At 46.2% G+C, this 17,020-nt stretch carries 15 protein-coding genes; 11 read left to right on the top strand and 4 right to left on the bottom strand.

Annotated elements, in window-relative coordinates; all coding sequences use genetic code 11:
* Nucleotides 1-12 precede the first annotated feature (12 nt).
* Both pgi and tal read right to left on the bottom strand, forming a co-directional pair.
* On the bottom strand, nucleotides 13-1,665 hold the full coding sequence (pgi, locus tag CLC91_RS03985; protein ID WP_095500043.1) for a glucose-6-phosphate isomerase: 1,653 nt from the start codon (nucleotides 1,663-1,665) through the stop codon (nucleotides 13-15).
* 12 nt (nucleotides 1,666-1,677) lie between these two features.
* Nucleotides 1,678-2,631, bottom strand: coding sequence for a transaldolase (gene tal, locus CLC91_RS03980; protein WP_095500042.1), 954 nt, complete (start codon nucleotides 2,629-2,631; stop codon nucleotides 1,678-1,680).
* A gap of 410 nt (nucleotides 2,632-3,041) precedes the next feature.
* Between tal and CLC91_RS03975 the strand changes: the two genes are divergently transcribed.
* Together CLC91_RS03975 and yaaA are read left to right on the top strand one after the other, a co-directional pair.
* Nucleotides 3,042-4,484 carry an alanine/glycine:cation symporter family protein gene (locus CLC91_RS03975; protein WP_095498093.1) on the top strand — a complete coding sequence of 481 codons (1,443 nt, stop codon included), beginning with the start codon at nucleotides 3,042-3,044 and terminating at the stop codon, nucleotides 4,482-4,484.
* A gap of 102 nt (nucleotides 4,485-4,586) precedes the next feature.
* Nucleotides 4,587-5,357 (top strand): peroxide stress protein YaaA, encoded by a 771-nt coding sequence (yaaA, locus tag CLC91_RS03970; RefSeq protein ID WP_095500041.1) that lies wholly within the window; start codon nucleotides 4,587-4,589, stop codon nucleotides 5,355-5,357.
* Between the two features lie 59 nt (nucleotides 5,358-5,416).
* Here the strand turns inward: yaaA and CLC91_RS03965 are convergent, their stop codons facing one another.
* Nucleotides 5,417-6,820: a M28 family peptidase gene (locus CLC91_RS03965; protein ID WP_095500040.1), complete on the bottom strand. Its 1,404-nt coding sequence runs from the start codon at nucleotides 6,818-6,820 to the stop codon at nucleotides 5,417-5,419.
* Nucleotides 6,821-6,953: 133 nt separating this feature from the next.
* On the opposite strand from CLC91_RS03965, the gene CLC91_RS03960 reads away from it, so the two are divergent.
* Complete coding sequence (locus tag CLC91_RS03960; protein ID WP_095498096.1) at nucleotides 6,954-7,247, top strand: ArsR/SmtB family transcription factor; 294 nt, start codon at nucleotides 6,954-6,956, stop codon at nucleotides 7,245-7,247.
* A gap of 120 nt (nucleotides 7,248-7,367) precedes the next feature.
* Here CLC91_RS03960 and rpsT read toward each other — a convergent pair whose 3' ends face one another.
* A complete protein-coding gene (gene rpsT / locus CLC91_RS03955) occupies nucleotides 7,368-7,628 on the bottom strand; it encodes a 30S ribosomal protein S20 (protein ID WP_095498097.1) in 261 nt (86 codons plus the stop codon).
* Nucleotides 7,629-7,877: 249 nt separating this feature from the next.
* Between rpsT and murJ the strand changes: the two genes are divergently transcribed.
* From murJ to CLC91_RS03915, 8 genes are all read left to right on the top strand, one after another.
* Nucleotides 7,878-9,428 carry a murein biosynthesis integral membrane protein MurJ gene (gene murJ / locus CLC91_RS03950; RefSeq protein WP_095498098.1) on the top strand — a complete coding sequence of 517 codons (1,551 nt, stop codon included), beginning with the start codon at nucleotides 7,878-7,880 and terminating at the stop codon, nucleotides 9,426-9,428.
* A gap of 86 nt (nucleotides 9,429-9,514) precedes the next feature.
* Nucleotides 9,515-10,450 (top strand): bifunctional riboflavin kinase/FAD synthetase, encoded by a 936-nt coding sequence (gene ribF / locus CLC91_RS03945; RefSeq protein ID WP_095498099.1) that lies wholly within the window; start codon nucleotides 9,515-9,517, stop codon nucleotides 10,448-10,450.
* 30 nt (nucleotides 10,451-10,480) lie between these two features.
* Entirely contained in the window at nucleotides 10,481-13,309 is a 2,829-nt protein-coding gene (gene ileS, locus CLC91_RS03940) for an isoleucine--tRNA ligase (protein WP_095498100.1), read from the top strand.
* A gap of 9 nt (nucleotides 13,310-13,318) precedes the next feature.
* Complete coding sequence (gene lspA / locus CLC91_RS03935) at nucleotides 13,319-13,849, top strand: signal peptidase II (RefSeq protein WP_095498101.1); 531 nt, start codon at nucleotides 13,319-13,321, stop codon at nucleotides 13,847-13,849.
* Between the two features lie 4 nt (nucleotides 13,850-13,853).
* A complete protein-coding gene (gene fkpB, locus CLC91_RS03930; RefSeq protein WP_095498102.1) occupies nucleotides 13,854-14,267 on the top strand; it encodes an FKBP-type peptidyl-prolyl cis-trans isomerase in 414 nt (137 codons plus the stop codon).
* Complete coding sequence (gene ispH, locus CLC91_RS03925) at nucleotides 14,267-15,211, top strand: 4-hydroxy-3-methylbut-2-enyl diphosphate reductase (protein WP_095498103.1); 945 nt, start codon at nucleotides 14,267-14,269, stop codon at nucleotides 15,209-15,211. The genes fkpB and ispH overlap by 1 nt, the downstream gene beginning before the upstream one ends.
* 255 nt (nucleotides 15,212-15,466) lie before the next feature.
* On the top strand, nucleotides 15,467-16,027 hold the full coding sequence (pilV, locus tag CLC91_RS03920) for a type IV pilus modification protein PilV (RefSeq protein ID WP_095498104.1): 561 nt from the start codon (nucleotides 15,467-15,469) through the stop codon (nucleotides 16,025-16,027).
* A 9-nt stretch (nucleotides 16,028-16,036) separates the two neighbouring features.
* Nucleotides 16,037-17,014, top strand: coding sequence for a PilW family protein (locus CLC91_RS03915; protein ID WP_095500039.1), 978 nt, complete (start codon nucleotides 16,037-16,039; stop codon nucleotides 17,012-17,014).
* Nucleotides 17,015-17,020: the final 6 nt, after the last annotated feature.

Here is a 17,020-nt window from a genome sequence, read left to right as displayed (position 1 = left end):
AGTTTTAACTGGCTAATTTTTATTCAGTTTGGCTTGATTAAACTTAGATATTAGACTACGAGTTGAACCATCCAAGTGAACGCCTTGCTCTTCTTTGGCGATGGCATCCAGTACTTGATTGCCTAATTGTTTTCCCAGCTCAACCCCCCATTGATCGAAAGAATTAAGCTCCCACACGACGCCTTGTACAAACGTTCTGTGTTCATACAATGCAATGATCGCCCCTAACGAGTAGGGGGTGCTTTGTTCAATAAGTAAGGTATTAGATGGTTTGTTGCCCGGCATCACTTTGTGATGAGCAACGAGCTCAGCTTGTTGCTCCGACAGCGGGCTACTGGCTAATTCCAACTTGGCTTCGTCAAGTGTCTTACCTTGCATGAGCGCTTGGGATTGGCCAAAGCAGTTAGACGCGAGCATGTCGTGATGGGTACCAACAGGATTGTGACTGCGAAGCGGCAAAATAAAGTCTGCTGGGATTACCCGAGTGCCTTGGTGTAATAACTGATGGTAGGCATGCTGCCCGTTAGTGCCTTCCCCCCCCCAGATTACCGGGCCGGTTGCATAATCGACGGAAACACCTGCACGGGTCACGTTTTTACCATTACTTTCCATGTCCAATTGCTGCAAGTATCCGGGTAGAGCTCTTAGGTAATGGTCATAGGTAAGAATGACATGAGAGTGTGCGTCAAAAAAGTTGGTGTACCAAATGCCCAATAGGCCCATGATAACCGGCATATTTTGTTCAAATGGCGCTGTACGAAAGTGTTCATCCATATCTTGAGCACCGGCAAGGATGGACTTGAAATGTTTAAAACCAATCTGAAGCGCAATGGGAAGACCAATGGCAGACCAAAGCGAATAACGGCCGCCGACCCAATCCCACATTGGAAAAATATTATCCGGTGAAATGCCAAATTCGGTGGCGGCTTCGATATTTGAACTGACCGCTACGAAGTGTTTTGCAACGTCAGGTAAGCTGGCGCCGTGACTTAAAAACCAACTTCTAGCAGACAGTGTGTTGGCTAACGTTTCTTGGGTACCGAAGCTTTTTGAGGCGGTAATAAATAAGGTGGTTTGTGGATCAAGCTGTGCCAGCTTATCAGCTATAGCCGTGCCGTCGACGTTGGCTACATAATGTACGGTCAAAGCATCAGACCAATAGGGCTTAAGCGCTTCGGATGCCACTTTGGGACCTAGAAATGAGCCGCCAATACCAATACTGACCACGTCGGTTATGGCTTTGCCTGTGTAGCCTAACCAACGTTGCTGGATTATGGCATCTACAAATAGCTCCATTTTATCCAAGCTTGCTTGGACTTGAGACAAACAGTCGCTTTGCTGTTGCCATTGGGGTGAGTGTCTGTCGGCTCTTAGGGCTGTGTGCAATACCGCACGTTGCTCGGTGGTGTTAATTTCCTCCCCGGCAAACATGCGCTTTATCGCTTGCTCAAGTTGCTGTTGCTCCGCCAAACCAAACAGCAGGGCTAACGTGTCGTCATTGACTCTATTCTTTGAATAATCCAATAAAATGCCTGCAGCGCTGAGCGAGTATCGTTCAGCGCGATCAGGTTGTTGCTCAAACCAAGTTCGCATATGCTGCGATTCGATGCTTTGTTTGTGCTGTGCAAGTGCTTTCCATGCGGAAGACTGAGTCAATTGAGACATGTGCCTTGATCCTTAATTAATGATGTCGCTCAGTAGCGTCTCTAGTTTGCCCTGATCGATGGCAAAATTGCGAATGCCTTCCGCCAGTTTTTCCACCGCCATAGGATCCTGATTGTGTTCCCAAAGAAATTGAGACTCAGTGATGGGTTGCGGCGCCGCGGTAGTACTTGCGGGTGGCGTTAACTTACGCTGCACTGGCCAATCTGCTTCAACCAGCTGTTGTAATAAACCCGGCCCAATGGTTAATCGATCGCAGCCCGCGAGCTCTATGATCTCACCGCAGTTTCTAAAACTCGCCCCCATGACCACGGTTTGGTAACCATATTGCTTGTAGTAATTGTAGATTTCAGTAACCGAGACTACCCCAGGATCATCAGTTGCTTGGTAATCAAGACCCGTATCGTTTTTATACCAATCCAGAATGCGACCAACAAAGGGAGAAATTAGATAAACACCGGCTTCTGCGCACGCTTTTGCTTGAGCAAAACTGAACAATAGCGTGAGGTTACATTGGATACCTTGCTGCTCAAGTTGCTCGGCGGCTTTGATTCCCTGCCAAGTTGAAGCTAACTTAATTAAAACGCGATCACTGCTAATGCCTGCTTGCTGATAAAGCTCAATTAGGCGTTTAGCTTTGTTAACTGAAGCTTGGGTATCGTAGGACAAGCGAGCATCCACTTCGGTGGAGATGCGTCCGGGAATGAGCTTCAGTATCTCGACACCAATAGCGACACTGAGTTTGTCCATAGCGTTCTCGAGCAAGGAACTGGCGTCACTGCTGTTTTGCTTAGCCCATTGCACCGCTTCTTCGACCAGTGGACGATACTGTGGTAGCTGAGCCGCTTTCAAAATTAACGACGGGTTGGTTGTGGCATCTTGAGGGCGGTATTCTCGAATGGCATCAATATCGCCCGTGTCGGCTACTATGGTGGTAAATTGCTTAAGTTGCTCTAAGCTGTTGCTCATGGCTACATCTCTATTTGTTTATTGTTGAACAGTTGCGACCTAGGATTACAGACTATTTCATCCCATTTGCCAATCTAAATATGTACTTTTATTACAGAAAAAGCTAAATGTGTTAATAATTTTTAGTTATTTTCAAACAAATTTGAAAATTTACTATTGATTAACAGTCACCCTCACTGATACACACAATCATAGCAAACCTCACTGGTCCGGTTACCTTTAGGTAGCTTGGTCGTTGAGTTTATGTGTTATTGGCAAAGATTTGCCTGAGTAACTTCGCAATTTCAATAATTTGTCTAAATTTGGCGCATTAGCGACAGAGCGTTTATGCTAAATTACGCGACTTTCGGCCCGCGATTACTCAATGATAGTGCGCCTTGGTCTTCACGTTAACGAGATGAGAGAAATCTATGCTAGCAACTGCTATCGACTTTTTAAACGGTTTATTGTGGGGAAAAGTGCTCATTTACTTGCTGGTGGGTGCCGGCTTGTTTTTTACTTTTCGTTTAGGGTTTATCCAGCTGCGTTACTTTAAGCACGGCTTTAAAGTGCTCACTCAAAGTAAAAGCGACAAAGACGGTTTGTCGAGCTTTGAAGTTTTCTGCACCTCAATGGCGGCGCGCGTAGGCACCGGAAATATGGCCGGCGTGGCGGTGGCCATTGTTGCCGGTGGTCCAGGTGCTGTTTTTTGGATGTGGTTAATCGCCTTGTTAGGCATGGCCACCTCTATGATTGAGTCAACCTTGGCACAGGTTTATAAAGTTAAAGACAGCGACGGTAAGTATCGTGGTGGTCCTGCCTATTATATGGAGCGAGGCTTAGGTCAACGGTGGATGGGAATTGCCTTTTCTATTGCTTTGATCATCGCTTTCGGACTTGTGTTTAATGCGGTGCAAGCCAACACCATTAGCGACGCGTTACATGTTGCCTTTGATTGGGATAAAACCCTAGTGGGTCTTGGTGTGGTCGCAGTAAGTGCTTTGGTTATCTCAGGCGGTTTAGCCAGTGTTGCAAAAGTTACCGTTAAAATTGTTCCTGCCATGGCCATCGGTTATATCCTGCTGGCTTTGGTGGTTGTTGCAATGAACATCAGCGAACTTCCAGCAGTATTTAGCTTAATCATTAAAAGTGCTTTTGGTTTGCATGAAGTGGTTGCCGGTGGTGTTGCTTACACCATTGCCCAAGCCATGCAAAGCGGTATCGCACGTGGCTTGTTTTCGAACGAAGCTGGTATGGGTAGTGCGGCTAACGTTGCCGCTAGTGCTTCCGCTAATCCAAACCATCCCGCTGCCCAAGGTTTTGTTCAAATGATCGGGGTATTTTTCGATACCATTGTTATTTGTAGTGCAACCGCAGCTATTATCTTAATTACCGGTGCTCATGAAACCGGTGGTGAGTTGAATGGTATTGCACTCACTCAAATGGCCATTTCCGGTGAAGTGGGATCCATTGGCGTAATTTTTGTCGCGGCGGCTATCATATTATTTTGCTTTACTTCGATTATCGCGAACTACTCGTACGCTGAAACCAATGTGCTGTTTCTTGCTAAAAACAAAACCGCCGTGCTTTGGCCATTTAGGTTTGTAGTGTTAGCAATGGTGATGTTTGGCTCAGTGGCTAAACTGCAAACGGTTTGGGATTTAGCGGATGTGTCTATGGGCGCAATGGCTGTGATCAACATTATTGCCATCTTGTTGCTTTCTAAGTTAGCGATTCGTGTTATCAATGACTACAAGCGGCAGCTCGCAGCAGGCGAAGAGCCGACGTTCGATCGCAATAAGTTCCCAGAACTTGAAGGGCAAATCGCCCAAGGCGTTTGGGCCAAAGCGGAACCGGTTGAAAGTACTAAATAACCTAAAGTGATTAGAACGATAGAAAAAACCACGCGGTCAAAGCGTGGTTTTTTTTATTGCCAGCGGTATGATAGAGCAAAATAAGTAAGAGACCGATTACCCATGTTAGCTTTAATCTCGCCAGCCAAGACGTTGGACTACGAAACCCCGTCTACCACTACAACCTTCAGCCAGCCACAGCTGCTTGAACAGGCGCAGCAGTTGATTCCTGTTTGCCAAGCATTAACGCCAGCTGATTTGGCCAGTTTGATGAAAATTAGCGACAAGCTGGCCGGTTTGAATGCGGCCCGTTTTAGTGAGTGGCAAGTGCCTTTTTCAAGCGACAACGCTAAGCAGGCTTTGTTAGCTTTTAAAGGCGATGTATACACAGGGCTTGATGCCGAATCTTTATCTGAGGAGCAACTCCAGTTTGCACAACAGCATTTACGCATATTATCTGGGCTTTATGGGTTATTAAGACCGTTGGATCTGATGCAAGCCTATCGCTTAGAAATGGGGACTAAACTTGCCAACCCTCAAGGTAAAGATTTGTATGCGTTTTGGGGCAATAGCATCACGGATGCCATCAATCAACACTTAGAAAAGCATCAACAACACGTGGTCATTAACTTGGCGTCCAATGAATACTATAAAGCGGTTAAGCCTAAATTGTTAAAGGCAACCATTATTACGCCGGTATTTAAAGACCTAAGTAAAGGTCAGTATAAAATCATCAGCTTCTACGCTAAGAAAGCTCGGGGTATGATGGTTCGTTATCTGATTGATAAACAGGTGACGTCACCAGAACAACTGTGTGACTTTGATTATGAAGGCTATCGCTACAGTGAAGAGCTCTCCACCGAATCATCGCCGGTTTTCTTAAGAGATCATTAATCTTAAAGGCGATACCTAGCTAAAGTGATGACGGCCAAGGCCGTCATCATTCGTTTACGTTATTTGCGCTCTGGAATAGGGCGAAGCTGAGCATCAACTTCCGCGGCCATTACTGCAAATGTCACCCAGGCTGTAGTATTTTGAGCTATTTTTGCCGGATCTATTTTGTCCAGGGTGTCGTTTGGGGTGTGGTGGTAATCAAAGTAATCACTGCCATCTTGCTGGAGATTGATTACCGGAACCCCATAACCAGGAAGCATGGAGATATCAGGCCCACCGCCGGCATTATTGTGACCCATTTCAATACCTAGGGGTTCAAGCATGCGGGCAATGTTTTTCATGTCTTCTAGCGCCGCTGGATTCACTCGAGTATCCAAGCGCCAAATAAGCCCGGCGCCAAAATCAGACTCTAACGCAAAGCGGTGTTTATCCAACTCTTTCTCATGGGCTTTAGCGTAAGCTTTACCGCCAATGAGGCCAATTTCCTCGGCGGCATACAACACAACCCTTATGGTGCGCTTCGGTTGTACGCTGTGCTTTTTAATAAGCGCTCCAGTGGCCATAACAATGCCGACGCCGGCGCCGTCATCTAAAGCTCCTGTGCCTTCGTCCCACGAGTCGTGATGCGCACCGAGAAGGATAATTTCATCGGGATAAGTGCTACCGGTAATTTCGCCGATAACGTTGTAGCTGGATGCCACCCCTTTGCTAGCAGGAGACAAATTCATTTTTATGCGAACAGGTTGGCCTCTATCGAGCATGGCGTTGACTTGATTGGCGTCTGGGACTGACATGGCTGCTGCTGGGATTTTTATCGTGTCATCGGAGTAACGCATCATACCTGTGTGTGCAAAGCGATCACTGTCGGTACCGATTGAGCGAATGACCACCGCTAGAGCGCCTTTCTTTGCCGATTCTACTGCACCTTTAGAGCGAGCGCCTACCACTTTGCCGTAACCTTTGCCGGTGCGATGGCGTTCAGTAATGGGGTCAATAAATACGATCTTACCTTCCACGAGTTTTGAGTCGGCTTGTTGCAGTTGTTCTATGTTATCAAAGCGCACGATTTCGGCTTCTATGCCTTCATCCGGTGTTGCGACACTGCCTCCTAAAGCGGTAATCACGATAGGCTGAGGGAAGGGGGCAGTAATTTCTGCAGAGGCTGCGCCTCGGGTCCAAACTGGAATCTCAACCGGCTCTTTATAGATTTTATCGTAATTCAAGGCTTTAAATTTAGCTTCCGCCCAAGCAACGGTTTTGAGATCCGCAGGGCTACCAGGAAGTCTAGGACCTACCTCAACTGTTAACGATTCTACAATTTCATAACTTAATGAACTTTCCAGTGACATCTGTTGCAAAGACTTTATTTTAGCATTGTCTATTTTAGCGAAAACCCCTATAGACGTGGTGCTACAGAGAATAGTTAAGCAGAATATAAACCACTTTTTTACGTGCTTAGGCATGGAATTTCCTTGTTGTTACTTCGTATTTTCCGAAGGTTTTATCGCTAAATTTCGACTATCTCGAAATTGGTAGCATGTTTTTATTTTTAAAATTATATTTGCCACAGGATTTTCTGTAGGAGTAAAACGCACAATGACTATCCAACTACAAGAGCAGCAACAAAATAATGCTGTCGTACTATTAAAAGCCATGGCCAATGAGCGTCGCCTAGAGATTCTATATCATTTGTTAGAAAAAGATGAAATGTGTGTTGGCGAAATGAATCAAAAACTTGGTTTGAGCCAGTCCGCACTTTCTCAACATTTAGCTTGGTTGCGAAAAGATCAGTTGGTAACCACACGCAAAGAAGCGCAAACGGTTTACTACTCGCTAAAAAGCAGCAAAGTAAGAAAGATGATAGGCCTATTGGACGATTTGTACCAATAGAACCTGCCTTCAAGGAAACGAAAAAGCCGGCTAGTAGCCGGCTTTTTTGGTTTTGTCTAAAAGTGACCCAATAAAAAACCGGCCTAAGCCGGTTTTGTTTTCTTGAACAAACAAAGACTATTAAAGTGCTTTGATCTTAGCGTTCAAGCGAGACTTATGACGAGCAGCTTTATTCTTGTGAATAAGGCCTTTGGTCGCCATGCGGTCCAAAATTGGTTGAGCTTTAGCAAAAGCTTCAGTAGCTTGTGCTTTGTCGCCAGCTTCAATAGCAGCGATAACTTTCTTTAGATAAGTGCGCAGCATAGACTTGCGAGAAGCGTTATGCTGACGGCGCTTTTCGGCTTGAAGAGCGCGTTTTTTTGCAGACTTGATGTTAGCCAAGGTGCAACTCCTAAAAACTTATGAGATACATTAAAGGCCGGGGATTTTGCCGAATTTATACCTTGATGTCAAGGCAAATGGATAAATTCCCGTCAGGTCATCAACAACCAGAGACACTGTTTAGCGTTTTCAAGCCAAACTGGTTTAAGATGTGTCGGGGATTCTAACAGTAAAAGTTGTGCGGTGACAGTCACCGCGTTAGATTTTTGAAGTGAGTGCCGTTTTAGTGAATAACGTACGAGAGCAATTGTGACCAAGAAATTAGTGCGATCCGGATTGATCGTTAGCGCCATGACCTTTGTATCGAGAATTCTAGGCTTGGTGAGAGATGTGGTCATAGCCAACTTAATGGGGGCGGGCAACGGTGCTGATGTTTTCTTTCTAGCGAACAAAATTCCCAACTTTTTACGGCGACTGTTCGCCGAAGGCGCCTTTGCACAAGCTTTTGTGCCGGTATTAACCGAGTACCAACAACAAAAACCAACCCAAGTTAAAGGATTGCTGGCAGCAGTGGGTGGCAGTTTAGGCCTCTTGGTAACCATAGTGACCATAATTGGGGTAGTGGGCTCTCCTTTGGTGATAGCGTTATTCGCCAGTGGCTGGTTTATCGATTGGTTGAATGACGGTGCAAACGGTGAAAAATATGAGCTTGCTAGCTTGTTGCTCAAACTCACTTTTCCTTACCTGTGGTTTATATCTTTTACCGCTCTGGCCGGGTCAATACTAAACACCTTGGGACGGTTTGCTGTTTCTGCGTTTACGCCGGTGTTTTTAAACATTGCGATCATTGTTGCAGCCTTATTGGTTTCTCCAAATTTAGAGAACCCTGAAATTGGGTTAGCCATTGGTGTTTTTGCCGGTGGATTGATTCAGTTCTTGTTTCAAATTCCGTTCTTGTATCAACAAAAGATGCTGGTTAAACCTACCATCAATTTTTCTCATCCTGGGGTTGTGAAAATAAAAACGCTCATGATTCCAGCGTTGTTTGGGGTATCGGTGTCTCAAATTAACCTGCTGTTCGACACCATTATCGCCAGCTTCTTAATGAGCGGCTCCATAAGTTGGTTGTATTACTCCGATCGATTATTGGAGTTTCCCTTAGGCTTATTTGGCATTGCAATTGCTACCGTGATTTTACCAGCGTTAAGCCGCGAGCACTCCAGTAACGATCCCGCTACCTTTGCTCGTACCATGAATTGGGGCGTCAAGATGGTTTGCTTGTTAGGAATGCCTGCCATGGCGGGGCTGGTGGTACTGGCGCAACCTATGCTTATGGTTCTGTTTATGCGAGGGGAATTCAGTTTAAACGACAGTGCCATGGCATCGTCCAGCCTAATGGCTTATGGCAGCGGCTTACTCAGCTTTATGCTGGTTAAGGTGCTGGCACCTGGCTATTACGCTCGCCAAGATACTAAAACGCCGGTTCGATATGGCATTATGGCCATGCTGTCGAACATGGTGTTTAACATCGTGTTCGCTATCCCTTATGGCTACGTCGGACTGGCCATCGCCACTTCCTTGTCAGCCTTATTGAATGCCTCTTTGCTTTACATAGGGCTGCATAAACAGGGTGTATTTACCTTACAGAAGAAAACCCTTATGTTTATCGGCAAGTTAATCGTAGCGGTTGGCTTGATGTTGGCTGTTATTAGCTACCTGTCTCCAAGCATTGAGCAGTGGGCGAACATGAACTTTGCAACCCGTTTAACGGAATTAATGCTGTTAATTGGCGCCGGGGCCGGTAGCTATTTGATTGGCATCTTGTTACTTGGGGTGCGACGAGTCGATTTTAAAGCGTAAATTCTGCAGATAATCGCGCATTTGTATGCTGATTATCTGCGAAAGCTGGGGTATAATTCGCCGTTTATTCAAGCTCGTAAAGCATCATGGACTTAATCCGCGGTATTCATAACATTCAACGCCGACATCACGGCTGCGTTCTCACCATAGGCAACTTTGATGGTGTGCATCGTGGTCATGCGCAAGTGATTGCACAAGTCGTTGAAAAAGCAAAGGCTTTGAAGGTACCGGCAACCGTGATGACGTTTGAGCCACAACCTCAAGAGTATTTCCGCTCAGAATCAGCGCCGGCCCGCATCAGCTTGTTGCGAGATAAAGTCCGCTTATTGGATGAGCTGAACATTGAACGATTATTGTGCGTAGAGTTTAATCAAAGATTTTCGCAAATGAGCGCTCAAGCCTTTATCGAAGAGTTATTGGTCAAGCAGCTTGGCGTGCGTTACTTAGTGGTTGGCGATGATTTTCGTTTTGGCAAAGGCCGGGTTGGCAACTTTGAAATGCTGCGTCAAGCTGGCGAAAAACATGGCTTTGCAGTGGTCAATACCCACTCTTTTACGGTAGCCGATAAACGAGTGAGCTCAACCCTAGTTCGAGAAGCGTTAGCTCAAGGCAACTTAGAGCAAGTTCGGCGTTTGCTTGGGCATCCGTTTGTTATTTCTGGCAGAGTGGCCCATGGTGATGAAATTGGCCGTACGCTCGGTTTTCCCACCGCCAACATTGCGCTAAAGCGCAAAGTTTCGCCGGTGAAAGGGGTTTTTGCCGTAAGAGTTCGCTGGCAAGGCTCTGACAGCTACGATGGCGTAGCAAATATTGGATTTCGCCCAACAGTGAATGGGCAACGTTGTCAGCTAGAAGTGCATTTATTTGACTTCTCTGGAGATTTATACGGTAAATCTCTCGATATTGAGCTGGTAATAAAGATAAGAGATGAACAGCCATTCAGTTCATTGGATGGCTTACGTAAGCAAATTATTGAAGATGCAAATAAAGCGCAGGCACTGTTAAGTGCAGATGCTGGATAACCTAATTTTTAACCTTTGGTATTAAAAGTGATGACTGACTACAAAGCGACCTTAAATCTACCTGAGACGGATTTCCCAATGCGTGGAAACTTGGCTCAGCGTGAACCCAAAATGCTGCAACGTTGGAATGAGCAAGATTTATATGGGCAAATTAGAGCCAGCAGGCAAGGTCGAGATTTATTTATTCTTCATGATGGTCCTCCTTATGCCAATGGCAATATTCATATTGGCCATTCGGTTAATAAAATCCTAAAAGACATTATTGTTAAGTCGAAAACTTTGTCTGGTTTCGACGCCCCTTACATTCCGGGCTGGGATTGCCACGGTTTGCCGATCGAACTAAAAGTAGAGCAAAAAGTAGGCAAGCCAGGCCATAAAATTTCTGCCGCTGAATTTCGTGAAAAATGTCGGGCGTATGCAGCTAAGCAAGTAGACGGCCAACGTGAAGACTTTATCCGCCTAGGAGTTTTGGGGGATTGGCACAATCCATACCTAACCATGAATTTCGATACAGAAGCCAATATCGTGCGGGCTTTGGCGAAAATCATTGATAACGGCCATTTGCATAAAGGTGTAAAACCTGTGCATTGGTGCACCGATTGTGGTTCTGCCTTAGCGGAAGCGGAAGTTGAGTACGAAGACAAAACATCCCCTGCAATCGATGTGCGTTTTAAGGCCGTCGATAACAACGACATTGCCGGTCTTTTTGACTGCGCCGATGGCCACCAAGGCCAAGGCGACGTATCAGCGGTAATCTGGACCACGACGCCGTGGACTCTACCTGCAAACCGTGCCTTGTCGGTGCATCCTAAATTAAACTATGTCTTGGTTCAGGTGGAAGGCGATAACCCAGAACGTTTGATTTTAGTTGAAGATTTGATGAACGATTGTATCGACCGCTTCGGCATTGAGCGTTATCACGTACTTGGAACGGCAAGCGGCGAACAATTAGAGCTGAAACGTTTTAACCACCCGTTCTATGGATTTGATGTACCGGTTATTTTAGGTGACCACGTAACCACTGAGTCCGGTACTGGTATCGTGCATACCGCACCTGGACACGGTCAAGATGACTATGTGGTTGGACTGAAGTATCAATTGGAAGTCGCCAATCCGGTCAATGATAACGGTGTTTATAAAGCAGATACTGAGCTATTCGCGGGCCAGCATGTATTTAAAGCCAATGATGCCGTTATCGACGCATTAAAAGAGCATGGTGCGTTATTGCACCACCACGCCTATCGTCATTCGTATCCGCATTGCTGGCGTCATAAGACCCCGATTATATTCCGTGCCACTCCGCAATGGTTTGTTTCAATGGATAAAGCGGGTTTGCGCCAACAATCTTTGAAAGAGATTGGCAACACTCAGTGGATCCCCGAGTGGGGTGAGAGCCGCATCGAGAAAATGGTAGAGAACCGCCCTGACTGGTGTATTTCTCGTCAACGCACCTGGGGTGTGCCCATCACCTTATTTGTTGATAAAGAATCTGGGGAACTTCATCCAAACAGTGTTGAACTTATGGAGCAAGTGGCTCAGCGAATCGAGAAAGCCGGCATTCAAGCTTGGTGGGATCTCGACACGGCTGAATTACTGGGTGAAGAAGCTCAGCAATACCGCAAGGTTACCGACACCCTAGACGTTTGGTTTGATTCTGGCTCGACGTGTTCATCCGTGGTTGCAACGCGTCCCGAGTTCCAAGGTAAGCGAGCTGATTTGTATTTAGAAGGTTCGGATCAGCACCGTGGTTGGTTTAACTCGTCCTTGATGATTTCGACTGCAGTAACCGGTCAAGCTCCTTATGCCCAAGTGTTGACCCACGGCTTCACGGTCGACGGACAAGGGCGCAAAATGTCCAAGTCGCTTGGCAACGTGGTTTCACCGCAAGAGGTGAACAACAAGTTAGGGGCCGACATCTTACGTTTGTGGGTTGCCGCTACCGACTACTCCGGTGAAATGACGGTATCAGACGAAATTTTGAAGCGTAGTGCCGATAGTTATCGACGCATACGAAATACCGCACGCTTCTTATTGGCTAACCTAAGTGGTTTTGAACCAAGTCAGCATATGGTTGAAGCGAAAGATATGGTGGCGCTTGATCGCTGGGTAATCCGTCGTGCAGAAGCCATTCAACAAGAAATTTTAGCGGCTTACCAAGAGTACAATTTCCACTTGGTTACTCAAAAACTGATGCAGTTCTGCTCGGTGGAATTAGGTAGCTTCTATCTCGACATCATTAAAGATCGTCAGTACACAGCTAAAGCTGATAGCTTGGCTCGTCGCAGTTGTCAGTCAGCGTTGTATCAAATCTGTGAAGCTTTGGTGCGTTGGATTGCACCAATCACAAGCTTTACTGCTGATGAAATTTGGCAGCAAATGCCCGGTGAACGCGCTCAGTACGTATTCACTCAAGAGTGGTATCAGCAGTTAGATGCCGTGCGCACTGAAGACGATATCAGCGACGAAAATTGGCAGCAATTGATCGACATTCGAAACGAAGTTAACAAAGCCATTGAACAAGCTCGTCGTGAGCAAAACATGAAAGGCAGCTTGCAAGCCTACGTTACCTTGTATGCCGATGCTAATGTTCAGCAACAACTCAGTGCCGTTCAAGATGAACTGAGATTTGTGATGTTGACTTCTAAAACCCAGGTAGCCCAACTTGCTGAGGCGCCCGCTCAAGCGCAAACAACGGATTTGCAAGGCCTGAAGTTGTTAGTTTCTGCCGCTACTGCCGAGAAGTGCGAACGTTGCTGGCATCATCGTGAAGATGTTGGCCAAGATGAGCAACACCCAACCTTGTGCAGCCGCTGTGTCACTAACGTAGAAGGCGAAGGTGAACTTCGTCAGTTTGCTTAAGGAATAGCAATGGATTACCTAAAGCCTCAAAAATGGCAGCAAAGTGGAATTGTTTGGTTGTGGGTAGCGCTGTTAGTGATTGCCTTAGATCAGGTTACAAAAGACTGGGTTTTAGAAACCTATCAGCTTTATCAGGTTGAAGCGGTTTGGCCGATTTTTAATTTAACCTATGTGCGCAATTATGGTGCCGCGTTTAGCTTCTTGCACGATGCGGGCGGTTGGCAGCGCTGGCTGTTCACCAGTTTAGCCGTGGGCGTAAGCTTATTGCTAAGCTACTGGCTTCGAAATCAACCCAGAGCGTTATGGCGAGTTAACCTGTGTTATGTGCTCATTATTGGAGGCGCCATTGGTAACTTGGTGGACCGCTTGCAACACGGCTTCGTTGTGGACTTTTTAGACTTCTATTGGGGGAGCTATCATTTTCCAGCGTTTAACGTAGCTGATATCGCCATCAGTTGCGGGGCTGCGTTATTGATTTTAGAAGCTTTTTATCCACAAAAGCTTTCAGGTTACCCCACTAAAGATGACGCTGAAGGATAATTAAATGCGCAGCATACTGTGTCATATGAACATCGTGCTTGAAGACGGCTCTACCGCGGACAGCACTAAAGCCAGCGGTAAACCGGCAAAATTGACGATAGGTGATAATAGCTTAAGCCCAGCTTTCGAAGCACAATTAGAAGGGTTAGCAAGCGGCGATCAGCATAGCTTTACGCTGCAAGCGAAGGACGCCTTTGGCGAATCCAACCCGGATAATATTCATTATCTTGATCGGACTCGATTCGACGCTAATGCGGACCTAAGTGTTGGCGTTATTATGGGGTTCTCTGGACCTGGAGGTACAGACGTACCGGGAATTATCCGAGAAGTAAACGGTGATTCTGTAACGGTGGACTTTAATCACCCTCTGGCCGGACATGCGATAACGTTTGAACTGGAAGTCATTGGAGATAGCTAATGAGCAAAGACAGCAACTTAATTTTATTGGCTAATCCACGAGGTTTTTGTGCGGGCGTAGACAGAGCCATCAGTATTGTCGAGCGCGCTTTAGAGCTGTTTGAGCCACCGATTTACGTGCGCCATGAAGTTGTTCATAACCGCTACGTTGTTGAGAACTTAAAAGAGCGTGGCGCCATATTCGTTGAAGAGTTACACCAAGTTCCTGATGACTCTATTGTAATCTTCAGTGCTCATGGCGTATCCCAAGCGGTTAGAGCCGAAGCAAAAACTCGGGGCTTAAAAGTATTCGATGCCACCTGCCCATTGGTGACAAAAGTCCATTTGCAAGTCACTCGCGCCAGTCGCAAAGGACATGAATGCGTTTTGATTGGACATGCGGGTCATCCGGAAGTTGAGGGCACCATGGGGCAATATTCAAATCCAGACGGTGCCATCTACTTGGTTGAATCCCCGCAAGATGTGGCGCAATTGGTGGTTAAGGATCCTGATAATCTGGTATTTGTGACTCAAACGACCTTGTCAGTGGATGATACCATTGAAATAATTGAAGCCCTCAAGCGTAAGTTTCCAGACATCGTAGGGCCAAGAAAAGACGATATTTGCTACGCAACACAAAATCGTCAGGATGCGGTTCGCAATATGGCGCAAGATGTCGATTTGCTGATTGTGGTGGGGTCAAAGAACTCCTCGAACTCCAATCGATTAAAGGAGTTAGCAGCCAAATTTGGAACTCAATCCTATTTGGTAGACAACGCTGAGCAAATTCAACTGGAGTGGTTTAAAGACAGTTGTAAAGTGGGCGTGACTGCTGGCGCATCAGCTCCAGAAGTATTAGTTCAACAAGTTATTAACGCTATTGGAACAATAAGTGACAGTGAAGTTATTGAAGTAGAAGGCAGAGAAGAGAATACCGTTTTTGCGGTACCTGCTGAACTGCAATAGCACCAACGATTACACCATGAAAAAGCGATTTCTTAGAGCAATTATCTAAGAGGTCGCTTTTTTTTACTTATTTGTCGATATTTCGTCGATAGTCAAAATAAAAACTATTAACTCACTTACAATTTCAGCGTAAACTCGTAAGTTGGTACGAGTGAAATTTTGCTTAAAACCATTATTCTAAAAATACAGTTGATCACAAAAGAATCAACACCAATCACAATTATTTGAGCGCTGGAAGCGTGTTAGGGGTAGCCCGTGAAAAGGACACAACCAAAATCCAACGGATTTAGTTTGGTTGAAGTACTGGTAACTCTCATCATCTTGGTGGTGGGACTCATTGGTGTGTTCACGCTTCACTCCGTTGCTAAGCGTTCAAATTTCGAAGCCTACCAATACACTCAAGCAACGTACGTTGCTAATGATCTGATCAACCGAATTCGCTTAAACCCCATTCAGGCTGAAAACTACAGCGGCACCTACACCGGCGCATTGACCCAACCGAACGTGGTCTGCGAATCAACCTCTGCCATGGTTAACTGCAGCCGACCTCAAATGCGACGTTGGGATCTGTACACTTGGGAACGGCAAATGTTGGGGGCTGGAGTCACCAAAGGTAAAACTGATGTCGGAGGGCTTACCTCTCCCACGGTTTGTGTGAGAGCGTTGGCGACCGGTGATGTAACGGTTGTTGTTACTTGGCAAGGCATGTCAGAAAGTAACGATGCAGCAGCGAGCTCTGCAGATTCTTTGGTATCAGGATGCGGTGCGGCCGGCAAGATGCGACGCCACATTGTGCTTTCGACTGTGGTGATATAAGGACAAGACATGAATACTCAAAAAGGATTGACCTTAGTTGAATTAATGGTGGCCATGCTTATGGCGCTGTTCTTGAGTGCCGGTCTATTCACCATGTTCGCTATGTCGGCCAAGAATGTAACCTCCACCGGGCAATTCGCTGAGCTTCAAGAAAATGCCAGAATGGCCCTGGCCATTATGTCTAAGGATGTTAGCCAAACCGGATTTATGGCGGATTTAAATGGCGTTAGTTTGGTCCTTGGCAGTAACGTAGCCTTAAGTGATACGGCTATTTCGCCAGATTGCACCGGCGGTGGTTATAACAATAGCAGTTTTCCCAATGCCCAGCCGGCTCATTTTCGACTTATTTGGGGTTACACTGCTGGCGCAGGAGCAGGCTCAATGGATTGCAGTTCCAGTGCTAAAAGCGGTACCGATGTGTTGCAGATAAAGCGTTTGGTTGGACCGGACGTTGACGCTTCTTCCTTAATGGCAAATCAATTTTATATGGTGAGCAACTTCAACCGTGGCTTGTTCTTCAAAGGTGGCGAAAGCCCAACACCGAGTGTAACCGACGGTCGCTATTGGCAGTATCAACATCACGTTTACTACATCGAAAACGAAAATCGCTCTGGCAACGTGGTCCCCATTTTAAAGCGTCGCCGCTTAACCTCTGCAGGCATGGTTGAAGAGTCTTTTGTGGATGGTGTTGAAGACATGCAGGTCTTGTATGGCGTCGATAATAGCGGTGACGGTGCCGCCGATGGCTATGTTTCCGCTGCGAATGTTAACAATAGCTTATGGGATAGACAAGACTCTCGTCGCATTGTGTCTGTAAGTATTAACTTACTTTTGCGGTCCATTGAAGAAGACCCAGAATTTAGCTCACAGGAATTTAGTTATCAGGTGGGCTTGAGAACCGCACAAGATTTTAACGACGGTTATCGTCGCCAAGTTATTAGTAGCACGATTATTTTAGAAAACCCCGCTTTGCTCAATCAAAGTTAAGGACGC

The organism is Paraferrimonas haliotis (assembly GCF_002282895.1).
Taxonomy (GTDB): Bacteria; Pseudomonadota; Gammaproteobacteria; order Enterobacterales; family Shewanellaceae; genus Paraferrimonas; species Paraferrimonas haliotis.
This window is presented reverse-complemented; position numbering and strand designations above follow the sequence as displayed.